The 20,522-nt window shown below is 66.5% G+C and carries 19 protein-coding genes; 14 read left to right on the plus strand and 5 right to left on the minus strand.

The genetic code is table 11. The features are described 5' to 3' along the window. Nucleotides 1-9 precede the first annotated feature (9 nt). Complete coding sequence (locus FHS94_RS01090) at nt 10-1,047, plus strand: sensor histidine kinase (protein ID WP_184053590.1); 1,038 nt, start codon at nt 10-12, stop codon at nt 1,045-1,047. A 16-nt stretch (nt 1,048-1,063) separates the two neighbouring features. Here the strand turns inward: FHS94_RS01090 and FHS94_RS01095 are convergent, their stop codons facing one another. After that, on the minus strand, nt 1,064-1,810 hold the full coding sequence (locus FHS94_RS01095) for a class I SAM-dependent methyltransferase (RefSeq protein WP_184053594.1): 747 nt from the start codon (nt 1,808-1,810) through the stop codon (nt 1,064-1,066). A 50-nt stretch (nt 1,811-1,860) separates the two neighbouring features. Between FHS94_RS01095 and FHS94_RS01100 the strand changes: the two genes are divergently transcribed. The 4 genes from FHS94_RS01100 (at nt 1,861) to FHS94_RS01115 (ending at nt 5,394) form a co-directional block, all read left to right on the plus strand. Then, entirely contained in the window at nt 1,861-2,718 is an 858-nt protein-coding gene (locus tag FHS94_RS01100) for an oxygenase MpaB family protein (protein WP_184053597.1), read from the plus strand. Nucleotides 2,719-2,790: 72 nt separating this feature from the next. Further along, on the plus strand, nt 2,791-3,792 hold the full coding sequence (locus FHS94_RS01105) for a cell wall hydrolase (protein ID WP_184053599.1): 1,002 nt from the start codon (nt 2,791-2,793) through the stop codon (nt 3,790-3,792). Nucleotides 3,793-3,844: 52 nt separating this feature from the next. Then, complete coding sequence (locus tag FHS94_RS01110; protein ID WP_184053603.1) at nt 3,845-4,636, plus strand: cytochrome b/b6 domain-containing protein; 792 nt, start codon at nt 3,845-3,847, stop codon at nt 4,634-4,636. Next, nucleotides 4,633-5,394 (plus strand): molybdopterin-binding protein, encoded by a 762-nt coding sequence (locus tag FHS94_RS01115; RefSeq protein WP_184053606.1) that lies wholly within the window; start codon nt 4,633-4,635, stop codon nt 5,392-5,394. Before FHS94_RS01110 ends, FHS94_RS01115 begins: the two co-directional genes overlap by 4 nt. A 7-nt stretch (nt 5,395-5,401) precedes the next feature. On the opposite strand, the gene FHS94_RS01120 is transcribed toward FHS94_RS01115, so the two are convergent. Both FHS94_RS01120 and mgtE read right to left on the minus strand, forming a co-directional pair. Continuing rightward, the gene (locus FHS94_RS01120) at nt 5,402-5,824 is read right to left on the minus strand and encodes a DUF1489 family protein (protein ID WP_184053609.1); all 423 of its coding nucleotides are present in this window, start codon (nt 5,822-5,824) and stop codon (nt 5,402-5,404) included. 21 nt (nt 5,825-5,845) lie between these two features. Then, nucleotides 5,846-7,267, minus strand: coding sequence for a magnesium transporter (gene mgtE, locus FHS94_RS01125; protein WP_184053612.1), 1,422 nt, complete (start codon nt 7,265-7,267; stop codon nt 5,846-5,848). Nucleotides 7,268-7,389: 122 nt separating this feature from the next. On the opposite strand from mgtE, the gene FHS94_RS01130 reads away from it, so the two are divergent. Beyond that, a complete protein-coding gene (locus FHS94_RS01130; RefSeq protein ID WP_184053617.1) occupies nt 7,390-7,848 on the plus strand; it encodes a peptidylprolyl isomerase in 459 nt (152 codons plus the stop codon). A 43-nt stretch (nt 7,849-7,891) separates the two neighbouring features. On the opposite strand, the gene FHS94_RS01135 is transcribed toward FHS94_RS01130, so the two are convergent. Beyond that, a complete protein-coding gene (locus FHS94_RS01135; RefSeq protein ID WP_184053619.1) occupies nt 7,892-8,779 on the minus strand; it encodes a LysR substrate-binding domain-containing protein in 888 nt (295 codons plus the stop codon). A 242-nt stretch (nt 8,780-9,021) separates the two neighbouring features. On the opposite strand from FHS94_RS01135, the gene FHS94_RS01140 reads away from it, so the two are divergent. Next, entirely contained in the window at nt 9,022-11,316 is a 2,295-nt protein-coding gene (locus tag FHS94_RS01140; protein WP_184053621.1) for a CDC48 family AAA ATPase, read from the plus strand. Between the two features lie 48 nt (nt 11,317-11,364). Here FHS94_RS01140 and FHS94_RS01145 read toward each other — a convergent pair whose 3' ends face one another. Continuing rightward, a complete protein-coding gene (locus tag FHS94_RS01145; RefSeq protein ID WP_184053624.1) occupies nt 11,365-11,694 on the minus strand; it encodes an antibiotic biosynthesis monooxygenase family protein in 330 nt (109 codons plus the stop codon). 118 nt (nt 11,695-11,812) lie between these two features. Here FHS94_RS01145 and FHS94_RS01150 point away from each other — a divergent pair, with 118 nt between their 5' ends. From FHS94_RS01150 to gyrB, 7 genes are all read left to right on the plus strand, one after another. Continuing rightward, entirely contained in the window at nt 11,813-12,433 is a 621-nt protein-coding gene (locus tag FHS94_RS01150; protein ID WP_184053627.1) for a class I SAM-dependent methyltransferase, read from the plus strand. 84 nt (nt 12,434-12,517) lie between these two features. Beyond that, on the plus strand, nt 12,518-14,371 hold the full coding sequence (locus FHS94_RS01155) for a hypothetical protein (protein WP_184053630.1): 1,854 nt from the start codon (nt 12,518-12,520) through the stop codon (nt 14,369-14,371). A 52-nt stretch (nt 14,372-14,423) separates the two neighbouring features. Beyond that, nucleotides 14,424-15,191 carry a Coq4 family protein gene (locus tag FHS94_RS01160; protein ID WP_184053633.1) on the plus strand — a complete coding sequence of 256 codons (768 nt, stop codon included), beginning with the start codon at nt 14,424-14,426 and terminating at the stop codon, nt 15,189-15,191. A 66-nt stretch (nt 15,192-15,257) separates the two neighbouring features. Then, the gene (recF, locus tag FHS94_RS01165) at nt 15,258-16,310 is read left to right on the plus strand and encodes a DNA replication/repair protein RecF (RefSeq protein ID WP_184053636.1); all 1,053 of its coding nucleotides are present in this window, start codon (nt 15,258-15,260) and stop codon (nt 16,308-16,310) included. 112 nt (nt 16,311-16,422) lie between these two features. Continuing rightward, a complete protein-coding gene (locus FHS94_RS01170) occupies nt 16,423-16,959 on the plus strand; it encodes an OmpA family protein (RefSeq protein WP_246348274.1) in 537 nt (178 codons plus the stop codon). A 130-nt stretch (nt 16,960-17,089) separates the two neighbouring features. After that, on the plus strand, nt 17,090-17,839 hold the full coding sequence (locus FHS94_RS01175; RefSeq protein ID WP_184053639.1) for a glycosyltransferase family 2 protein: 750 nt from the start codon (nt 17,090-17,092) through the stop codon (nt 17,837-17,839). Between the two features lie 183 nt (nt 17,840-18,022). Then, nucleotides 18,023-20,518, plus strand: coding sequence for a DNA topoisomerase (ATP-hydrolyzing) subunit B (gene gyrB / locus FHS94_RS01180; RefSeq protein ID WP_184053642.1), 2,496 nt, complete (start codon nt 18,023-18,025; stop codon nt 20,516-20,518). Nucleotides 20,519-20,522 lie beyond the last annotated feature (4 nt).

A 20,522-nucleotide genomic window follows, 5' to 3' on the forward strand; every position in this document is an offset into this window, starting at 1 on the left:
CTGCGCGCCATGACCGACCCGGGCGCACGTATCCTGTTCATCGATGACGACCCCGGCATCCGTCGGCTGGCGACGCGTGCACTCGAACGTCGCGGCTATCAGGTGACCTGCGCCGAGCGGGGCGAGGAGGGCGTGGCGCTCGCCACGGCCGAACAGTTCGACGTGATCGCGGTGGATCACTACATGCCGGGGCTCGATGGCCTGGAAACGCTGGCCCGGTTGCAGGCGCTGACCGACGTGCCACCGGTGGTCTACGTCACCGGCTCCGACGAAGGGCGCATCGCGGTTGCTGCGCTGAAAGCCGGCGCCGCCGATTACGTCGTCAAGAATGTCGGTGAAGACTTTTTCGACCTGCTTGCCGCCGCATTCGAGGCAGTGCGCGCCCGCGCCGCCCTGGAGCGGGCCAAGGCGGAAACCGAGGAGGAACTGCGCGCCAGCAATGCCCGCCTTGCTGCGTTGCTGGGTGAGGTGAATCACCGCGTCGCCAACTCCCTCCAACTCGTTACCGCGATGGTGCAGCTTCAGGCCGGGGCGCTGAGCGATGAGGGGGCCCGTGCCGCACTCGACGATACGCAGCGGCGCATCGACGCCATCGCGAAGGTTCACCGGCGCCTTTATACCAGCAACGACGTCGAGCAGGTCGACATGCGCGAATATCTTGCGTCGCTGGTGGACGAGCTTGCCGAAGCGTGGGGTGACGAAGCGGGCCCACGCCAGTTGGTGCTCGCCGCCGATCCGATCCGTCTCGCGACCGACAAGGCGGTGTCGCTCGGCGTGATCGTGACCGAACTCGTCACCAACGCCCTGAAGTATGCCTATCCCGACGGCCGTGGCGAGGTGCGCGTGGCGCTCACCCGTGACGGCACTGACGACTTTCGCCTTGCAGTCGAGGACGACGGGTGCGGCATTGCAAAGGGTGATACGCCCAAGGGTACCGGGCTTGGCACCAAACTGATCCGCGCCATGGCCCAAAGCCTGCAATCCGCGGTGGAGTACGACTCAAGCCATCAGGGCTGCCGCGCCGTGTTGCGCGCCGCCATCGCCTGACCCGTCGCAGGCCCCATCAGGGTCGTCGAAACTTGAACACGAACTGGTCGGTACGGCCCCGGATCGCCGGGTCGAATACCGCCTTGCTGTGATCGTCCGCCGGGTTGGCCAGCACGGTCGACTGGCCGACAAAGCGAAAGCCGGCGGCGAGCACCTGGCTTTTCACCACGGCCGGGTCGATCCGGTGTTTGCCTCCCGCCGCGGAGGGCAGCGCGCCGCGCGCGTCGGCGTGGTCGACGATAAGATAGGTCCCGCCGGGCTTCAGCGCCTGGAACACAGCGGCGTTGAACCGCGCGATCCCGGCTGGCGGGATGTCGTGGTAGTTCTGCACCGTCCAGAACAGGTCAACCGGGGCCGGCACTGACGGGAACGGGGTTGGCTGCACCTCTGCCGTGACGTTGGCGAGGGCACGGGACTGAAGCGACGGCAACGTGCGTTCCGCATATTTCGCGGCGATCGAGGGCCATAGCGCGAAGACCCGCCCGCGCGGGCCCACCAGGGGCGAGAAGATCCGCGTCCAATAACCCTGCCCCGGCAGATAATCGACAACCGTGTCGCCGGGCTTCACGCCGGCAAAGGCGATCACCGCCGCCGCCTGACGCCGTGCATCGTCAACGGCCTGGTCCGCACGGGCTGGATCGGCGAGCGCGGCCGTGATCGAAGCGGAGACGGCGGGAGCCTTTGCCAAGGGAGCGGTCGCGACCTGTGCAGTGGCGGCCGCAGCGCACAGCCCCAGAACAAGCGCCAGAACCGGTTTGCGCATCTTATCCGCCTCCCTGTGGTGTCGCACGATCGATACACCATATCGGGCCAATGGGCGACATCCGTTCGACGATCCAGGAACAGGTACACAGGCTGGTTGGGTTCGGCGACGGGGCCGTAGACCTGTCGCGACCGCCGGGCGATCCGGGGCTGTTCGGGCCGGGATCGGTGACGTGGCGCGTGCATGGCGACTTCACCGCGATGATGGCAGGCGGGATCGCGTCGTTGCTGATCCAGATGCTGCATCCGGCAGCGCTCGCCGGCGTGTGGGACCATTCCAACTTCCGCCGGGACATGCACGGGCGGTTGCGGCGTACTGCGCAGTTCCTGTCGGGCACAACCTATGGCTCGACCTTGACTGCCGAACGCCTGGTGGAGCGGGTCCGGCGGGTCCACGACCATGTCACCGGCACCTTGCCCGATGGCACGCCCTATTCAGCAAATGACCCCGACTTGCTGACCTGGGTTCACGCGGCGGAGGTGTGGAGCTTTCTTGCCGCGCACCGTCGTTATCGCGAGCCCGGGATGAGCGACGCGGATGCGACCCGCTACCTGACCGAGATGGCGGAGATTGCTTATCGACTTGGCGCGCGAGAGGTGCCGACCAATCCTGCAGCGCTCGACGCTTATTTCTTGGCGGTGCGCCCTCAATTGCGATTTGACGAGCGCACCCGCACCGTGCAGCGCGCCTTGCTGTTGCAACAGCCGCGCAGCCTTGCGCTCGCCCCGATGCAGGCGCTGTTGATGGAAGGCGGCATTTCGTTGCTTCCGTCCTGGGCGGCGCGATTGCATCGACTGGAACGGCCGGCGGGCGCGCGACCGGCGGTCAGCGCAGGGATGGCAGGGGTCGGCCAAGTGCTGCGCTGGGCGCTGACCAACGGGGCGGCGAAGCAGGCGGCAGCGTCCTGACCGGCGCGACCTTAATCATCTGTTGACCCTGTCGAGGTAGAGCGGGCGGGACAGCAACCGCGCCGGACCTACATGCGAAAGCCCATCCTTCTCGGGATACCGGCGCTGGTTTGTGCGACTTCCTGCACGCCCGCCGACCCGCCTCGATCCGCCGCGACAACGCCAGCACTGGCGACCGTGGCGCCCGCGCGTCCGATCCGGGACGAGCGCGTGTTGCTCAGCCGGCTTGCCCTGGAGGTGCCGGACGACCTGTCGCGCGGGCCCGTCGCGGGCCCTGTGGCGGGCGCAGCCGTTGGCGCGCCGCCCTTTCGCGCGAGCTTCAGCGCTCCCGATGACGCAGATCGGGCGCTCGAATGCCTGACGGCTGCGGTCTATTACGAAGCACGATCGGAGGCGACCGACGGGCAGCGCGCGGTGGCACAGGTGGTGCTCAATCGCGTCCGCGACCGTGCCTTTCCGAAAACGGTGTGCGGCGTGGTGTACCAGGGCTCGACACGCAGCACCGGTTGCCAGTTCAGCTTCACCTGCGATGGGTCGATGCTGCGCCCGCGCGACTGGATGTCGTGGGGCCGCGCCAAGATCGTCGCAGGCGCAGCGCTGGCGGGCGAGGTGTACGCACCGGTTGGCGCCGCGACTTATTACCATGCCAACTATGTCATGCCCTGGTGGGCCTCCAGCCTCGCCCGGGTCGGCTCCGTCGGCAGCCACATCTTCTATCGCTGGCGTGATGCGATGGAGCGCGCGCTGACCTTTCGCCAGGAATATGCGGGTGGTGAGCCGGTGGCCGTGCCAGGCAGCAACAGCGGCACTGTGACCACGGTTGCGGGTGTTGCCATCCACGTCGGCGACCAACCGTCCGACCTGGTCACCGTGCATCGCGGCAGCGAGATGGCTGCGGCCGCTGCGGCGATACCGGCCGTAGCCAATGGAGTAACGCCGACGCTCACCCCGCGGCCCGCATCGATGCGCCATGCCGCACCACGCCTGATGTCGGTGGCGGGCGTTCGTGTGCACCGCGGCGTCGATCCCCATGCGGGCGAGGATGCTCCGGCCGGGTCCGACGAGACGATCTGATCCGATAGCCTCGCGGCGTGGCAATCATGGCTGATTTGCCTTACATCAAGGCATGGACGCGCGCACCCCGCCAGAGCACGACACGCCCCGCGCGGTGCATGGTGGGCAATGGGTGTATCGCCACCGCCTGCCGACGCGGATCTGGCATTGGGTCAGCGCGCTGGCGGTGTTCATCCTGTTGATGAGCGGGCTCATGATCTCCAACGCACACCCGCGCCTGTATTGGGGTGCGTTTGGCGCGAACTTCGACCACCCCTGGCTCAACCTGCCCCGCTTTCCGGGGTGGGCGACGATCCCGTCCACCTACAACCTCGCGCTGGCGCGGCAGTGGCACCTGTTCTTTGCCTGGGTGTTCGCCTGGGGACTGTTCATCCACCTCGTGGTCAGTTTGATCAACCGGCATATCAAGCGCGACTTGTCCCTGTCGCGGCGGGAACTGGCGCCTGCGCATCTGTGGCAGGACATTAAGGATCACGCTCGCCTCAAATTCCCGACCGGGCAGGAAGCGTTGAGCTACAACGTCCTGCAAAAGATCACCTATGTCGGCGTCGTGTTCGTGGTGATGCCGACGTTGATCATGACCGGGCTAGGCCTGTCCCCCGGCTTTAACGCGGTGATGCACTGGCCGATCGACCTGATCGGCGGCCGTGCCTCGGCCCGGTCTATCCACTTCATCTGCGCTGCCCTGATGGCGCTGTTCATCGCCGTTCACCTGATCCTGGTGGTGCTCGCCGGCCCCATCAACGAGGTGCGCTCGATGCTGACCGGCTGGTTCCGGGTGCCGCCGGACCCCGACCGGGAAGAGCGCGCCAGCCCCGAGTTGGCCGAGAAGGTGCGATCATGAGCCTTGTGACGCGTCGCGCGCTGGTCGGCGGCCTGGCGGTCGGGGCCGGTGGGCTGCTGTCAGGCTGTGATCGGCTGGGGCGGAACCCGCAATTCCGTGCGCTGCTCGACACCGGAGAGCGGGGCAATTACGCGCTCCAGCGATTGCTCCAGGACCGCACGGCCCTGGCGCAGGAGTTCGCCCCATCGCAACGATCGCCGATCTTTCGATCCAACGGAACGCGGGTGCCGGGCGGCGACGACTATGCCCGCCACATGGCTGCAAGCTTTACCGACTGGCAGTTGGTCGTCGACGGACTGGTCGCCCGCCCGCAGGCTATCAGCCTTGCCGAACTGCGTACCCTGCCCGCGCGGAGCCAGATCACCCGGCACGACTGTGTCGAGGGGTGGAGCGCGATCGCCAAGTGGACGGGCGTGCCGCTTCGCCTCGTCCTGCAACGTGCTGGAATCAGGCCGGAGGCTCGCTTTGTGGTATTCCACTGCGCCGACCCTCAGGCGACCGGCTTTCCCTATTATGAGTCGATCGATCGGGTCGACGCCGCACATCCCCAGACTATTCTCGCCTGGGCACTGAACGACCAACCTTTGCCCGTAGCTAACGGCGCGCCGCTCCGCCTGCGTGTCGAGCGACAACTCGGCTACAAGCACGCCAAATATGTGCGCCGCATCCAGGCGGTCGCCTCCCTCGACGGCATCTACGGCGGCAAGGGTGGCTTCTGGGAAGATGTCGGCGATTATGAATGGTACGCCGGCATCTGATCGCGGGTCAGATCAGCGCCAGCTCCGCCAGCCTGCCGACCAGTGCGGGCGGCATTGCCCCTAGCCCGCCCGACTCGCCGCCCAGGTCCGCTGGCGCGTCGGGGTGCTCCAGATAGCGCCAGCCCTGGTGCGCGCGCTTGGGTCGTGCCTGAACCAGCACCAACCCTGGATCGAGGTGTATCGCGACCCGGCCTCCCTCCGCCTCACCAAAGCCGGTGATCGGGGAGCGCGCGACCAGCTGGTGCTTCAGGATCCAGTATAGCGACCCCGACCCGTCCGGTCCGGCCACTTCCGTGTGTCGCTTGGGCAGATAGCGCGTAGTCACCACCAGCGCCCCTTCCTCAGCCCGCGCGCGCAACCGCTCGGCGAGGTGATCGACACTGGGGCAGGCGAACGCGACTTTGGTCAGGTGAAGCGGCACAAAGGCCATGTGGCGCGTGACCGCGGCGGTTCAACCCGTCCCGTGCACGCCGAACAGGGCAGCCAGCCCCAGAAAGCTCAGGAAACCCATGCTGTCGGTAAACATCGTCACGAACACCGACGACGATACCGCAGGATCGATGTCAAACCGATCCAGCGTTACCGGAACCAGCACCCCCGCCAGCCCGGCGACCAGATTGTTGAACAGGATCGCCAGCCCGAACACGACCGCAAGATCGGCGCGGTGCCATATGATCAGGCTGCCGATGCCGATCAGCAGGCCCAGCGTAACGCCGTTGGTGGCAGCAATCCTGAACTCGCGGACGATCATCCGGGACGTGTTTGAACTGGTCAGCTGATTGGTCGCAATCGCGCGCACCACCACGGCCAGCGTCTGCGTCCCCGCATTGCCGCCCATTCCGGACACCACCCCCATCAAGGACGCGAGCAAGGCAAAGGCGGCGATTTCGCCGTCGAAAAAGCTGATCACGAATGCCGCCAGCATCGCGGTTGGCAGGTTGATCAACAGCCAGGTCAGCCGGGTGCGGACGGTGAAACGGATCGGCTCGTTGATGTCGCCTTCGCCCGCGCCAGACAGGCGCAGGACGTCTTCGCCGGCCTCCTGCTGGATGATATGGACGATGTCGTCGACGGTGATCATGCCGACCAACCGGCCGCTGTCGTCGACCACTGCGGCGGAGATCAGCGCATATTTCTGGAAGCGAAGAGCCACCTCCTCCTGGTCCATGTCGACCGGGATCAGCGTTTGTTCGCGCTTCATGACGTCCGCCATCGCGATCTCGCGCGGGGTGCGCAGGATCCACGACAGCGCGCAGGTGCCGACCGGATGGTGCCGCCGATCGACCACAAAGATTTCCCAGAAGTCGGTCGTCAGCTCTTCATGGCCGCGCAAATAATCGATCGCGTCGCCCACCGTCCAATGCTCGGGCACCGCGATCAGCTCGCGCTGCATCAATCGCCCGGCGGACTCCTCCGGATAGGATAGCGCTTCCTCGATGGCGGCGCGGTCGTCGGGGTCGAGCGCGCGAAGGACTTCGCGCTGCTCCGCCGCGTCGAGGTCCTCGATGATCGCGACCGCATCGTCCGTGTCGAGCTCTGAGGCGATGTCCGCGACCTCGTGCGGCTCCAGCGCGTCAAGCAGGTCCTCGCGGACATAGTCGTTCATCTCCGCGAACACGTCGGCGTCGAGCAGGTCGGCGACGGCATGGGCGAGCGCGGCCCGCTCTTCGTGCGGGGTCAGTTCGAACAGGTCGGCGACGTCGGCCGGGTGGAGCGGCTCCACTAGGGCTCGCGCGGTTTCGGTATCGCCCGCTTCGACTGCGTCCAGCACGGCCTGAACGAACTCCGGCCGCAACCGGTCGTCGCGATCGAGCTGGCTTTCGGTTTCCACCTCGGCGTCGGCCCGCGCCTCGGGAAGTTCGGTCTCGCTCATGCCGCCTCCTCCCGTGCTGCGTCGCGACGGGCCCTACCGCGCGCCGCCGCTATTTGCCAGCCGCGTTGCCAGCCGCGCGGGGTGCCCCTATCTGCGCTCCCGATTAGTTCAGGAGTGACCCGATGGCCGACACCTTCCAAACGCTGACCATGACGCTGGACGACGGCGACGTCACCATCCGCCTGCGTCCCGATCTTGCCCCCAACCACGTCCAGCGCATCGGCGAGCTGGCGAATGAGGGTTTCTACGACGGCGTGCCGTTCCACCGCGTGATCCCGGGCTTCATGGCGCAGGGTGGCGACGGCGGCCGCGGCGATGGCACCGGCGGCTCGACCAAGCCCAATCTGAATCAGGAGTTCTCCGCCGAGCCGCACGTCCGTGGCGTATGCTCGATGGCGCGCACCAGCGACCCCAACTCGGCCAATAGCCAGTTCTTCATCGTGTTCGACGACGCGACCTTCCTCGACCGCCAGTACACGGTATGGGGTGAGGTCACCGACGGCATGGAGCTGATCGACGCGCTGCCCAAGGGTGAGCCGCCGCGCAATCCGGCCAAGATCGTGCGCATGCGCGCCGAGTAAGGCTGACTTCCTCCCTCTCCTCCCGAGCGGGGAGAGGGAGCGACTACCCCTCGCCCAGCACCTTCACGACCCAGTCGTGGAACAGGCGAACCGGCCGCGTCGCAAGCGCCCGTGGCCGGCACACGAAATAGTGACCATAGGGGCTGTCGACCTCGATTTCAGGGAACAGCCTTACCAGCCGCGGATCATGCGCGTGGCTAAGGTGGCTTTCGTGCATGAACGCGACGCCCAGCCCCTGTGCCGCGGCCTCCAGCATCAAACCGCCCGCATCAAAGAAGTCCATGGCGAGTGGTTTGATCGCCCCCAGCCCCGCCGCCGCAGTCCATGCGGTGATGGTATCGGGCATGTCGCGGTGGATCAGAGCGGTAAGGCCGCTCAGCTGCGTCGGGCTGGTGATCGGTCGGGGCCCTTCCAGCAGCGAACGAGCGCCGATCACCGCGATCCGGTTGGTGTCGAGCCGCCGTGCATACAGGGCGGGATCAACCTCGCGCGCCAGTGCGATCACTGCATCCAAACCATCGCCCAGCCGCGACATGCCGTGGCCCGCGGTGTCGATGTCCAGGTGTAATTGCGGGTGCGTCGCCCGCAACTCTCCGACGCGCGGAAAGAGACGTTGCGACGCATACAAGGGCAGTACGCCCAGGCGCAGCCGCAGCACCTCGGTTCCGCTGTGAAGCGATTCAAGGGCATCGGACAGGCTGTCGAGCACGGGTGCGATCTCTCGCAGCAGTTGCTCGCCGTCAGCGTTCAGTACCATGGCCTGGTGCCGGCGAGCGAACAGCGGACGATCGATAAAGCGCTCCAGCGACTGAACGCGGCGGCTGAGCGCGGGCGCGGACAACGCGAGTTCCTCCGCTGCGGCCTTTATCGACCCCAGCCGCGCAACCTGAACAAAAGCTTCGATGGCGCCCAGCGGCGGCAGCCGTCGCATCGCTGATCCCTCTTCCGACCCCGCCACCATTGCAGAAAGTGCAATCGCGTCAACTCTTTTCGCAATTGCAACATGAAAGCTGTTAGCGCAAACAGTTCACGCCTTTCAGGCATCCTCTCCTAAAAACTTTAACGGGCTGGCCTTCGCGCCGGCCCTTTTTTTGTGTTCTGTCCCGCCTCGCGCCGGCGGAACCGGCATCCTATCTCGCGCGCTTGCGATTGCCCCGCGAGAAGGAAAAAAGAATGGCCGAAACAGAGGCGCCGACGCGCCGCATCCAGGTGGCGAACAGCCGCGCCGAGGATTCCGGGCGGGGCCTCGCGCATATGCCGCGCAGCATGATGGCCGCCCTGGGTGTGGGCGAGGGCGATGTAGTGGAGATCGTCGGCAAGCGGTCCACCCCTGCCCGCGCCGTCTACCCTTATGCAGAGGACGAGGGGCTCGACGTGATGCGCCTCGACGGCCTTCAGCGCGCCAATGCGGGCGTCGGCTCGGGCGACTTCGTGGAAGTACGTGCGGCAGAATCGAAGCCGGCCACGCGTGTCGTGTTCGCGCCCGCACAGCAGAACCTGCGCCTGCAAGGGTCCAGCGCGGCGCTGAAGCGCACTTTCTACAATCGGCCGCTGGTCGCTGGCGACATCGTCGCCACTGCCGGGCACCAGCGCGTCGGCCAGATGCCCGCCTCCATTCAGCGCTACATGAATGCGCCGGCCTATGCGTTGCAGGAGATCCGCCTCGCGGTGGTGAGTGCCAGCCCCAAGGGGGTGGTCCATATCGACGAGGACACCGAGATCGAGCTTCGGCCTGAATACGAGGAGCCGGAAGCGGCGCGTCGGGCCGACGTAACATATGATGATATCGGCGGCATGGCGGCGACGATCGACCAACTGCGCGAGATGGTCGAGCTGCCGCTGCGCTATCCGGAGCTGTTCCAGCGCCTGGGCGTCGATCCGCCCAAGGGCGTGCTGCTTTATGGCCCTCCCGGCACCGGCAAGACCCGGCTTGCCCGCGCGGTCGCGAATGAGTCGGACGCGCAATTCTTCCTGATCAACGGCCCCGAGATCATGGGTTCTGCCTATGGCGAGTCGGAGGGCCGGCTGCGCGAGGTGTTCGAGGCGGCGGCAAAGGCCGCGCCCTCCATCGTCTTCATCGACGAAATCGACTCGATCGCGCCCAAGCGGGGCAATGTGCAAGGTGAGGCGGAGAAGCGCCTGGTTGCGCAGCTGCTGACGCTGATGGACGGCCTGGAAGCCCGCGCCAATCTGGTGGTGATCGCCGCCACCAATCGTCCCGAGGCGATCGACGAGGCATTGCGGCGTCCGGGCCGTTTCGATCGTGAGATCGTGGTCGGCGTTCCCGACGAACGCGGCCGGCGCGAGATCCTGGGCATTCACACCCGCGGTATGCCGCTTGCCGACGGGGTTGACCTCGCCGAGTTGTCGCGCACCACCTATGGCTTTGTCGGCGCCGACCTCGCGGCGCTGACCCGCGAGGCGGCGATCGAGGCGGTGCGCCGCATCATGCCGCAGCTGAACCTGGAGGAGCGTACCGTTCCGCCAGAGGTGCTCGACACGCTGTCGGTCACGCGCGACGATTTCCTGGAAGCGTTGAAGCGCGTTCAGCCATCCGCGATGCGCGAAGTGATGGTTGAAGCGCCGCGCGTCCGTTGGGAGGATGTCGGCGGGCTCGACAAGGCGCAGATGCGCTTGAAGGAAGGCGTCGAACTGCCGCTGAAGGACCCAGACGCGTTCCGCCGCCTGGGCATCCGGCCCGCCAAGGGCTTTCTGCTATATGGCCCTCCCGGCACCGGCAAGACGCTCCTCGCCAAAGCCGTTGCGCGTGAGGCGAAAGCCAATTTCATCGCGACCAAGTCGTCCGACCTGCTGTCGAAATGGTATGGCGAGTCGGAACAACAGATCAGCCGGCTGTTCGCCCGCGCCCGCCAGGTCGCGCCGACCGTCATCTTCATCGATGAGCTCGATAGCCTGGTGCCCGCGCGTGGCGGCGGCCTGGGCGAGCCACAAGTGACCGAGAGGGTGGTCAACACGATCCTTGCAGAGATGGACGGGTTGGAGGAATTGCAGTCGGTGGTCGTCATTGGCGCCACCAACCGGCCCAATTTGGTCGACCCGGCCCTGTTGCGGCCAGGGCGTTTCGATGAGCTGATCTATGTCGGCGTGCCGGACAAGGCGGGCCGCCGCCGCATCCTGGACATCCAAACCGAGAAGATGCCGCTGGCCCGCGATGTCGATCTCGACCAGGTGGCGGAGCGGACCGACCGTTTCACCGGCGCTGACCTGTCCGACGTCGTGCGCCGCGCCGGCCTGATCGCGCTACGGCGATCTCTGGGCGCACGGGAAGTCTATATGGACGATTTCACCGAAGCGCTGACCGAATCACGCGCCAGCGTCACGGCGGACATGGAAAAGGACTATGAGCAGATCGCCTCGCGGTTGAAGCAGGATGCCGCGTCCATGCAGTCGATCGGCTTCATCAGCCCAGGCCAGTTGACCCCGCGCGGGCCAAAGGGCGCTGACTGACCCGAGGCGTCCCCGTCGTACCTGGGCAGGCGCGACGGGAAGGCGTTCTCATGCCCAGTTCCGGGTCCACGCGTAGCCGCGGGTGACCGTGGCGACGGTCAAGGTGTACCAGTCGTACCAGCGCTCGCGCCCTTGGTCGCGCGTGGCGGCGTGCTCGGCCTGATCGCGCCATGCACGCGCGGCGGCGTCATCCGACCAATAGCTGACGGTGATGCCGACGCCGTCCGACCCACGGACCGCATCGATGCCGCAATAGCCAGGCTGGCGTGCTGCCAGGTCGTCCATGCGGGCGGATGCGGCACGGTAGCCTTCTTCGTCCGCGCCGGTCCGTCGCGAGACAAAGATCACCGCAATCTGCCCGACCCGGTCCGTGTTCATGGCGACAACTTAGGCCCGCTTGATAACACCGATGCAACCCCGGCGCTTGAAACCCATTCTGATTGTGTGCGACGGGAGATAATTCGTGTCGCCCGCGACCGACTGTGACAGGACCGTGATGCCTCCTTCGACCACCGCTGCCCCCAGCCGCCGCGACCGTACACGCCCCTCAGGCGTGCCCTCGCCATGGCAGATGTTCTTTCAGGGATTCCTGAAACATCCAGTTATGGTCGGCTCGATCATTCCCTCTTCCGACCGGCTGATCCGCAAGATGCTGGGCCCGGTCGACTGGGCGAATTGCAAGCTGTTCGTCGAATATGGTCCGGGCGTCGGCACCTTTTGCCGTCCCATCCTTGACCGGATGGCGCCCGACGCCACCCTGATCGCGATTGACACCAATCCCGACTTCATCCGCTACCTTCGCCACACGATCACTGACACCCGCTTCGCCGCGGTGCACGGATCGGCGGCGGATGTCGGCCAGATCATCGCCGATCATGGCCACGCCCATGCCGACTACATCCTGTCCGGCCTGCCCTTTTCCACCCTGCCGCCCGGCGTCGGCCCGGCGATCGCCACGGCCACGAGCGCGGCGCTGCGTCCCGGCGGCGCCTTCCTGGTCTACCAGTTCAGCCCCAAGGTGAAGGACTTCCTCGATCCGCATTGGTCGAACATCGACCACGACATGGAATGGTGGAACGTCCCCCCTGCCCAGCTTTATTGGGCGTGGCAGGGCTGACTACCTAGCCCGTTGGGTCGATTGAACGCCGCCGGCGAATGTGATTACCTCCGCTCCGCCCGATAACGGGCAGGAGAGGCAAGGATGGTAAAGGCCCTGAAGCTGGTCGTCGCACTCGCGGCGACGTTGGCCGTGCCCGCTTGGGCCCAACAATCGCCTTCGCCCAAGGCCGGATCCGACGTGGTCGTCCGCGGCGCGAAGCGGACGCAGATGAGCAGTTGGCGGCAGGCCGAGACGCGCCACCTTGTCGTGCTCAGCGATGGCAGCCAGTCAGAGCTCATCCGGGTCACACGCAACCTGGAGCGACTGCATTTTCTGCTGTCCGGCCTGCTTGGTCGTTCCGACACGGGTGACGATCCGATTCGGCTTCGAGTGACGCTGATCGGCGACGTGCCGACCTTTGAGGCACTGGACCTGCGCAACTGGCGTTGGCAACAGGGGCCGTACAACGAGCTGTTCCAGCTCAGCCGTTATTACGATCCGCGTCAGGACGGGGCGGTGATGGCGACCACGCGCGTCGACCAGCGCACCGTGATCGAACACACCACCACCAACGCCATCTCGGTCCTCAGCGCACTGTCCGACCCCGCGATTGCGGCCAACCTCGGCGCCAACGATCCCGCGGCCCGAGCCGAGCTGTCGAGTTCGCTGCTCGGCCTGTTCGCGACCGGCGGCATGCGCAGCGAGCATGACCTAGCTCCGACATTCGGCGAGCGTGCGATCGACGTTTCCGCCGACAGCCTGCTCTACGCGGGCTATGCGCAGCATTATCTCCAGACCTACTTTCCCGCCGCGTACCCGCGCTGGTACCTCGATGGCTTCGGACAGGTGTTCGCGTCGCTGGTGGTGAAGGGCGACACGGTGCTGGAATATGGGCGCAGCCCGCGGGGCACATCGGCTGTGCTGAACAGCTTCGGCTCCTACCCCATCGCCGACGTGCTCAGCGAAAAATACCTGACCGCCAACCCGCGCAAGACCAGTTGGACGCCCATCCACGCCTGGATGCTGACCCACTTCATGCTGTTCTCCGATACGCGCCGTCCCCAGTTGCGCCAGTACCTCGCGGCTCGCGCCAGGGGAGACGATGCGGCCAGTGCGGCGCAGTCGTTCGGCGATCCCAAGGCGCTCGCCAAGGAACTGCGCGCCTATTTCGGCGCCCGGAAGCCATATGAAATCGTGACCTATCCCGCCGATCGGATCGAGGAACCGGTGGTCCGCCGGCTGACCCAGGGCCAGGCCGCATTCGTCAAGGGACGGCTGGAACTCGGCGGACGCACCACGGTGCCCCCCAGCCCCGGTGCAGCGACGCCACCCGAGCAGGCCCGCCGGATGACGAGCGAGCGCGAGTCCGCGCTGCGCCGGAGGACCCGCTGGCTTGAGCGCCTGCGCGACGATGCCGCGCGGTGGGACGGGGAGGCAGATGCACAACTGCTGCTGGCCGAGGCAGAATGCCGCAGCGACAATGCCGACCGTTGCCTTGCCGCTGCCGACCGTGCCGCAGCGCTGGCGCCAGGTGACGCAGCGCCGCTCGCCTGGCGTGCTACCGCGCTGGTGATGCAAGCGGGCGCCGCGCCGGCCGCCGACCGCCCGGCCAGACTAGCGGAAGCCCGGCGTGCGATCGCGGCCGCCAATCGCGCCGACACCGAAGCGGTGCAGCCTTTCTTCGCCTATTACGACAGCTTTGCCGCGGCCGGACAGCCACCCTCGGTCACCGCCATCGACGGGCTGCAAAAGGCAGTCGGCGAGGTGCCCGACGCCCCGCAGAGCCGACTGGCGCTTGCCACCGCACTTGCCAGCCGGGGACAGATTGCCCCCGCACGTCAGGTCATCATGCCTGTTGCGGCTGGGCCGTACGACAGCCCCGAACGTCCCGCCGCCCTCGCGCTGGCGGGCCGGACCGCGCCGTCACCCTCCCACGGGCCACCGCCAAAGCCTTGACAAAAGGCCCCGAAACACATACTTACATCTTTGTTAGTAAGGAGTGTTTTCCATGGCCAAGCTCCCTCCCCTTCCCGGTACCACTGGCCGGCGTGACTGGCGCACGGCGCTGGACGCGATTCGCAAGCTGCTCGCCGATGGCAACGACACCGCACAGGTGTTCCGCATCATGCACGCGCTCAACACGGGCACGGCGGCTACCAATTACGCGCGACTGATCGCCACCAAGGAAGGCGGTCGGATCGCGGCGGGCCTGGCCGAATTGGCCGATCGGTTGAGCAATCCCGACTTTGTGGCGTCCTTTGCCCCCGGAACAGTGGGCGCCGCGTATCGCGACTGGCTGGCGAGCACCGGCTATTCGGCCGACGGGCTTGCCGATGTCAGCCGTCAGGCGAGCAACTACGATATGCGCCACCCCTATGTCTGGATGGGTCGTCGTATTCGCGACAGCCACGATATCTGGCACGTGCTGACCGGCTACAAGGCCGATGAGCATATGGGCGAAGCCTGCCTCGTCGCCTTCTCCTATGCTCAGGTGGGTGGGCTCGGCTGGGCGCTGATCGGCACCGCCGCTGCCCTGAAGAGCCTTCGCGCAACCGGATCGCGCCTGTTCGCGCGGGCGGTGTGGGAGGGATATCGCCACGGCCGCCGCGCGCGCTGGATATCGGGCGAGGATTACCTGCAGCTTCTTCATGAGCCGCTGGATGAAGCCCGCCGCCGTCTGCGCATCGAAACCCCGCATGCCTACCTGAAGGCGCAGCGGGACCTAGGCCCCGCGGCTGCGTCCTTCATGCAGGCGCCCGTACGCGCTGCCGCCTGATCGGAGCCGTCGTTCAGTTGCAACGACGGTTCAGGTCGCGGCCATTCCGCTCTAAGGCCAGGCGCAATGCTGTCGCGCCTGGTTCTCACCGACTTTCGCAACCATCCCCAGCTCACCATTGAGCCGGGGGCCGGGTTCGTCGTGCTGTTCGGGGAGAATGGCGCGGGCAAGACCAACATCCTTGAGGCGGTGTCGCTGCTTGCCCCCGGCCGTGGGCTCCGTCGCGCACCGCTCACCGCCATGGCACGGCAGGGTGGCCCCGGTGGATTCGGGGTGGCCGCCAGTCTGGTGGAGGATGTCGATCTGGCGACCGGAACCGTGGTGGGGGCGCCCGAGCGGCGATTGGTCCGGGTTCAAAGCGCACCGGTTGCCGCCACCACATTGGCGGAATGGTTGACCATATTGTGGCTGACCCCGGCAATGGACCGTTTGTTCGTGGAGCCAGCGGCCGAGCGGCGGCGCTTTCTTGACCGGCTCACCCTGGCGCTGTTCCCGGCCCACGCCCGTCACGCCAACCGGTACGAGGCGGCGATGCGCGACCGCAACCGCCTGCTTGCCGAGCCACGGCCCGACCCGGCCTGGCTGTCGGCTTTGGAGGCACGCATGGCGGAGCACGGTGCTGCCATCGCCGCGGCGCGGGCGGAAACGGTGGCATTACTGGCCGAACGGCTGGCGGTCGAACCCGATGGCCCGTTCGCTCGGGCGCGGCTGGCACTGGAAGGGGGCAGGGCCGATGATCTGGCGGCCGAGCTTGCCCGCGGCCGGACGCGCGATGCGGCGGCGGGGCGCACCTTGTCAGGGCCGCACCGTGCCGACCTGCTCGTCACGCATGTGGCCAAAGACCAGCCGGCCGCCCTGTGCTCCACGGGCGAGCAAAAGGCGCTGCTTCTGGGCATCGTCCTCGCCCATGCGGCCCTGGTCGCGGACCGGACAGGACGGGCGCCGGTGCTGTTGCTGGATGAGGTCGCCGCGCACCTCGACCCGGTGCGCCGGCTTGCGCTGTTCGAACGGCTCGACGGGCGCGGTCAGGTGTGGATGACGGGTACTGAGCCCGCCCTGTTCGATGGCGCGCCAGCCGATGCCTTGCGACTGGCAGTGCATCCCGGCGGCACTGGCTGACTGGCGGCACCGTCTGGCGGCTGAACCGGGCCTGTCAGTGCGGCTCAGGATCGGTTCAAGCGTAGCGGGCCACATCGTCCGCCGCCGGGGCGGGAAAAACAGGAGTTTGCCGATGCTGAAGCCGATCGTCTTAGCCGCCCTCACCGCCTCTACCCTGGTTGCCGCACCGGCTCAGGCCCAGCGCCACGACCGTACTGTCGTGGTCGAGCGCACGGTCGTCGTGGATCAGGCGCCCGGCTGGGACCGCCGGGCAATGCGGGGCTATGGCTTTCGCCAGACACCGCGTGGAGCGCGCCTGATCCTGCAAGGTGACGTGCTGTTCGCGACGGACTCGGACGTGCTGCGCCCCGGCGCCATCAACCGCCTGCGCCCACTCGCACGATTTCTTCGCGCCAACCCCGGCGTGCGTGTCGCCATCGACGGTTACACCGATGCCCGTGGCTCGGACACGCACAACCAGGATCTGTCGGAGCGGAGAGCGGCGTCCGTCCGCGCAGCGTTTGACGACGTGGGCGTGGTACGCGCCCGGTTCAGCGTCGCCGGCCATGGCAAGGCCAATCCGGTCGCGAGCAACGCCACTGCGGCGGGGATGCGTCAGAACCGGCGTGTCGAGGTGACGCTGCTCGGCCGTCGCGCGGCAGAGTTCTAATTCGCCAGAGCCCCGGTTCGTGGAAGCGGACCGGGGCTGGACGGTCCCGAATGGACCATCCTTTTACGACCGCCCCGGCCTGACGTAGGTTAACCTTGCCGGCGGTCGGACAGCGCCGTAAGCGCACGGCATGTGTCTTGGTTCCGAGCCGATTGTTTTCAGCACAGCTCTTCCCGCTTACGATGTCGTCATTCCCTGCTTCAATCGCGATCATGTCGTTGCCGATGCGGTGGAGAGCGTCCTCGCCCAGGGTCACCCACCCACCCGCGTCATCGTTGTTGACGACGGCTCCTCCGATGCCAGCGCTGCCACGGTTCTCGCCCTCGCCGCTGCCGACCCGCGGGTTAGCGCCGTGCTGTTGCCGCGAAACGTCGGGGCGTCAGCAGCACGCAACGCCGGCGTTGCGATCGCGCAGGCGCCTTGGATCGCCTTTCTCGACAGCGATGACGTGTGGCTGCCCGGCGCAGCGCATGCGATGCTAGGCTCGCCTGCGCTTGCGGCGCTGGACGTGGTCGTCGGCCAGTTTTCCCGGGTCGAGCAGGGTGGCGAGCCCCAGGCGCCCGAATGTGGTTGGGATGGGAATTGCATTCGTCGCGGCCTGGCCTCCGGCGGGGTGGTCGGGCCGAGCTGGTCGGTGATCCGGCGCGATGTCGTGATTGCGGTAAACGGGTTTGATCCCAGCTTCCACAATTGCAACGACTGGGACTTCTACACTCGCGCGGCCGCTGCCGGTGCCCGCTTTGGCCGGGTGGATGCAACAGTCGCGCTGTACCGCACCGCAGCCGGCGGGCGCCTGACCCATGACGACGCGGTAGGCGCCGCCAATGCCCGGCGGGTGCTGTCCCATCCGTGGCTGCGAGAGTTTGCGGACGTCGCCTGACGCCCGGCTGTCATTTACGGCGCGGGCTCAGCCTCACTATTCGGCCCGGCCGGCCGGCATTGAGCGGGTGATGTGGAGAAAGCGCGCCAAAGCCTGCCTCTTTCTACGTTTAACGCCCGGCAAAGCCGCGCTTAGCGGGCCATTTCGCTTTCGTTACAGCGTCTCAATCCCTATATCCTGCCCATGGCAGAAGACGCGAATACCAACGAATATGGTGCTTCCTCGATCAAGGTCCTCAAGGGCCTTGATGCAGTGCGCAAGCGGCCGGGCATGTACATCGGCGACACCGACGACGGGTCGGGCCTGCATCACATGGTCTTCGAGGTCAGCGATAACGCGATCGATGAAGCGCTGGCGGGGCATTGCGACCGCATCGACATACAGCTGAACCCGGATGGGTCGGTCAGCGTGACCGACAATGGTCGCGGTATCCCGACCGGCATCCACCCCGAAGAGGGCGTGTCCGCGGCCGAGGTCATCATGACCCAGCTTCACGCCGGCGGTAAGTTCGAGAACACCAGCGACGACAATGCCTACAAGGTATCGGGCGGCCTGCACGGCGTTGGCGTTTCGGTCGTGAACGCGCTGTCCGAGTTCCTGGACCTTACCATCTGGCGCGACGGGCAGGAGCACTACATGCGCTTCGCCTTTGGCGACGCCGTTGCCCCATTGAAGGTGGTGGGCGAAGCGGAAGGCAAGAAGGGCACTCGTGTCACCTTCCTGCCCAGCCCGGCGACGTTCAAGATCACCGAGTTCGACTTTGACAAGCTGGAGCACCGTTATCGCGAGCTCGCTTTCCTGAACTCGGGCGTTCGCCTGTTCCTGACCGACGCGCGCCATGACGAGCCCAAGACGGTGGAGCTCTATTACGAGGGCGGGATAGCCGCATTCGTGAAGTGGCTCGACCGGTCGAAAACGCCGTTGTTTCCCGAGCCCATCGCGATCACCGGCCAGCGAGACGCAACCGGCATGGAGGTCGCGCTGGAGTGGAATGATTCCTACTACGAGAACGTCCTCGCCTTCACGAACAACATTCCCCAGCGCGATGGCGGCACCCACATCGCCGCATTCCGTGCAGCGCTGACCCGCACCCTCAACAACTATGCCGAGAAGTCGGGCATGTTGAAGAAGGAAAAGGTGACGCTGACCGGTGACGACATGCGCGAGGGGCTGACCGCCATCGTGTCGGTGAAGCTGCCCGACCCGAAGTTCTCGTCACAGACCAAGGACAAGCTGGTGTCGTCCGAGGTACGCCAGCCCCTTGAGTCGCTGATCGCCGACAAGCTTGCCGAGTGGCTGGAGGAACATCCGCAGAACGCCCGCGCGATCATCGGCAAGGTGATCGACGCCGCCGCTGCGCGCGAGGCCGCCAAGAAGGCGCGTGAGCTGACGCGGCGCAAGGGCGCGATGGACATCGCATCCCTGCCGGGCAAGCTCGCCGACTGTCAGGAGCGCGATCCCGCGAAGTCGGAGCTGTTCCTGGTGGAAGGTGACTCCGCCGGCGGATCGGCCAAGCAGGGACGCAATCGCCATTTCCAGGCCATCCTGCCCTTGCGCGGCAAGATCCTGAATACAGAGCGCGCGCGCTTCGACCGCATGATCTCCAGCCGGGAGATCGGCACGCTGATCCAGGCGATGGGCACCGGGATCGGACGCGACGACTTTAACGCGGACAAGCTGCGTTACCACAAGATCGTCATCATGACGGACGCGGACGTCGACGGCGCGCATATCCGTACGCTGCTGCTGACCTTCTTCTATCGCCAGATGCCCGAGCTGATCACGCGTGGGCACCTCTTCATCGCCCAGCCCCCGCTGTACAAGGCGACCAAGGGGCGGTCCGAAGTCTATCTGAAGGACGACGGCGCGCTCGACGACTATCTCGTGGAGGCGGGTGTCGGGGCGATGGTGCTCGAAACGCCCGGCGGCGCGCGATCTGGCGCCGACCTCAAGAGCCTGCTCGACCATGCCCGGCGCATGCGCACGCTGATGCGCTACGTACCACGCCGTTACGACCCGCAGATTATCGAGGTGCTGGCACTGGCTGGCGCGCTCGATCCGCTACTTGATCGGGCCGGGCGCGAGGAGCGGATTGCCGAGGTGACGGGTCGCCTGGATGCGGGTGACGCCAAGGGCCGCTGGTCCGCGGGCCTGACCGATGAGGGTGGCATCCATTTCCAACGCGTCTCGCGTGGCGTCACCGATCACCACATCGTTGAGTCGACCTTCCTACTGTCGGCCGAAGCCCGGAAGCTGCATACGCTGGCCGCCGAACAGGCCGACAGCTTCGCGCGCGCCGGCAAGCTCGTGCCGATGCGCGGTGTTGCATCAACGGAAGAGCCGGAACCGGAGCCCGAAGAGGGCGCGATCGGCACCGTCCAGACCACGCTCGCGCGTGGTGAGACCCTGGTCGCGCGGCCGTCGCAGCTGCTCGACGCGATCCTGACAGCGGGTCGCAAGGGTCTCGCCATCCAGCGCTACAAGGGCTTGGGCGAGATGAACGCGGAGCAGCTGTGGGAAACCACGCTGGACCCGTCGAACCGCTCCATGCTGCGCGTGACCAGCGACGACGTGTCGGCCGCGGACGAGGTGTTCAGCCGACTGATGGGTGAAGTGGTCGAGCCGCGGCGCGAGTTCATTCAGGACAATGCGCTGAACGTCGCCAACCTGGACGTCTGATCGG

The organism is Sphingomonas aerophila (genome assembly GCF_014199305.1).
GTDB lineage: Bacteria > Pseudomonadota > Alphaproteobacteria > Sphingomonadales > Sphingomonadaceae > Sphingomonas > Sphingomonas aerophila.

Excerpts from the sequence above, each read along its gene's own strand:
- FHS94_RS01090 (WP_184053590.1), top strand. The coding sequence starts at position 10 with ATGACCGACCCGGGCGCACGTATCCTGTTCATCGATGACGACCCCGGC.
- FHS94_RS01095 (WP_184053594.1), bottom strand. The coding sequence starts at position 1,810 with ATGCGCAAACCGGTTCTGGCGCTTGTTCTGGGGCTGTGCGCTGCGGCC.
- FHS94_RS01100 (WP_184053597.1), top strand. The coding sequence starts at position 1,861 with ATGGGCGACATCCGTTCGACGATCCAGGAACAGGTACACAGGCTGGTT.
- FHS94_RS01105 (WP_184053599.1), top strand. The coding sequence starts at position 2,791 with ATGCGAAAGCCCATCCTTCTCGGGATACCGGCGCTGGTTTGTGCGACT.
- FHS94_RS01110 (WP_184053603.1), top strand. The coding sequence starts at position 3,845 with ATGGACGCGCGCACCCCGCCAGAGCACGACACGCCCCGCGCGGTGCAT.
- FHS94_RS01115 (WP_184053606.1), top strand. The coding sequence starts at position 4,633 with ATGAGCCTTGTGACGCGTCGCGCGCTGGTCGGCGGCCTGGCGGTCGGG.
- FHS94_RS01120 (WP_184053609.1), bottom strand. The coding sequence starts at position 5,824 with ATGGCCTTTGTGCCGCTTCACCTGACCAAAGTCGCGTTCGCCTGCCCC.
- mgtE (WP_184053612.1), bottom strand. The coding sequence starts at position 7,267 with ATGAGCGAGACCGAACTTCCCGAGGCGCGGGCCGACGCCGAGGTGGAA.
- FHS94_RS01130 (WP_184053617.1), top strand. The coding sequence starts at position 7,390 with ATGGCCGACACCTTCCAAACGCTGACCATGACGCTGGACGACGGCGAC.
- FHS94_RS01135 (WP_184053619.1), bottom strand. The coding sequence starts at position 8,779 with ATGCGACGGCTGCCGCCGCTGGGCGCCATCGAAGCTTTTGTTCAGGTT.
- FHS94_RS01140 (WP_184053621.1), top strand. The coding sequence starts at position 9,022 with ATGGCCGAAACAGAGGCGCCGACGCGCCGCATCCAGGTGGCGAACAGC.
- FHS94_RS01145 (WP_184053624.1), bottom strand. The coding sequence starts at position 11,694 with ATGAACACGGACCGGGTCGGGCAGATTGCGGTGATCTTTGTCTCGCGA.
- FHS94_RS01150 (WP_184053627.1), top strand. The coding sequence starts at position 11,813 with ATGCCTCCTTCGACCACCGCTGCCCCCAGCCGCCGCGACCGTACACGC.
- FHS94_RS01155 (WP_184053630.1), top strand. The coding sequence starts at position 12,518 with ATGGTAAAGGCCCTGAAGCTGGTCGTCGCACTCGCGGCGACGTTGGCC.
- FHS94_RS01160 (WP_184053633.1), top strand. The coding sequence starts at position 14,424 with ATGGCCAAGCTCCCTCCCCTTCCCGGTACCACTGGCCGGCGTGACTGG.
- recF (WP_184053636.1), top strand. The coding sequence starts at position 15,258 with ATGCTGTCGCGCCTGGTTCTCACCGACTTTCGCAACCATCCCCAGCTC.
- FHS94_RS01170 (WP_246348274.1), top strand. The coding sequence starts at position 16,423 with ATGCTGAAGCCGATCGTCTTAGCCGCCCTCACCGCCTCTACCCTGGTT.
- FHS94_RS01175 (WP_184053639.1), top strand. The coding sequence starts at position 17,090 with ATGTGTCTTGGTTCCGAGCCGATTGTTTTCAGCACAGCTCTTCCCGCT.
- gyrB (WP_184053642.1), top strand. The coding sequence starts at position 18,023 with ATGGCAGAAGACGCGAATACCAACGAATATGGTGCTTCCTCGATCAAG.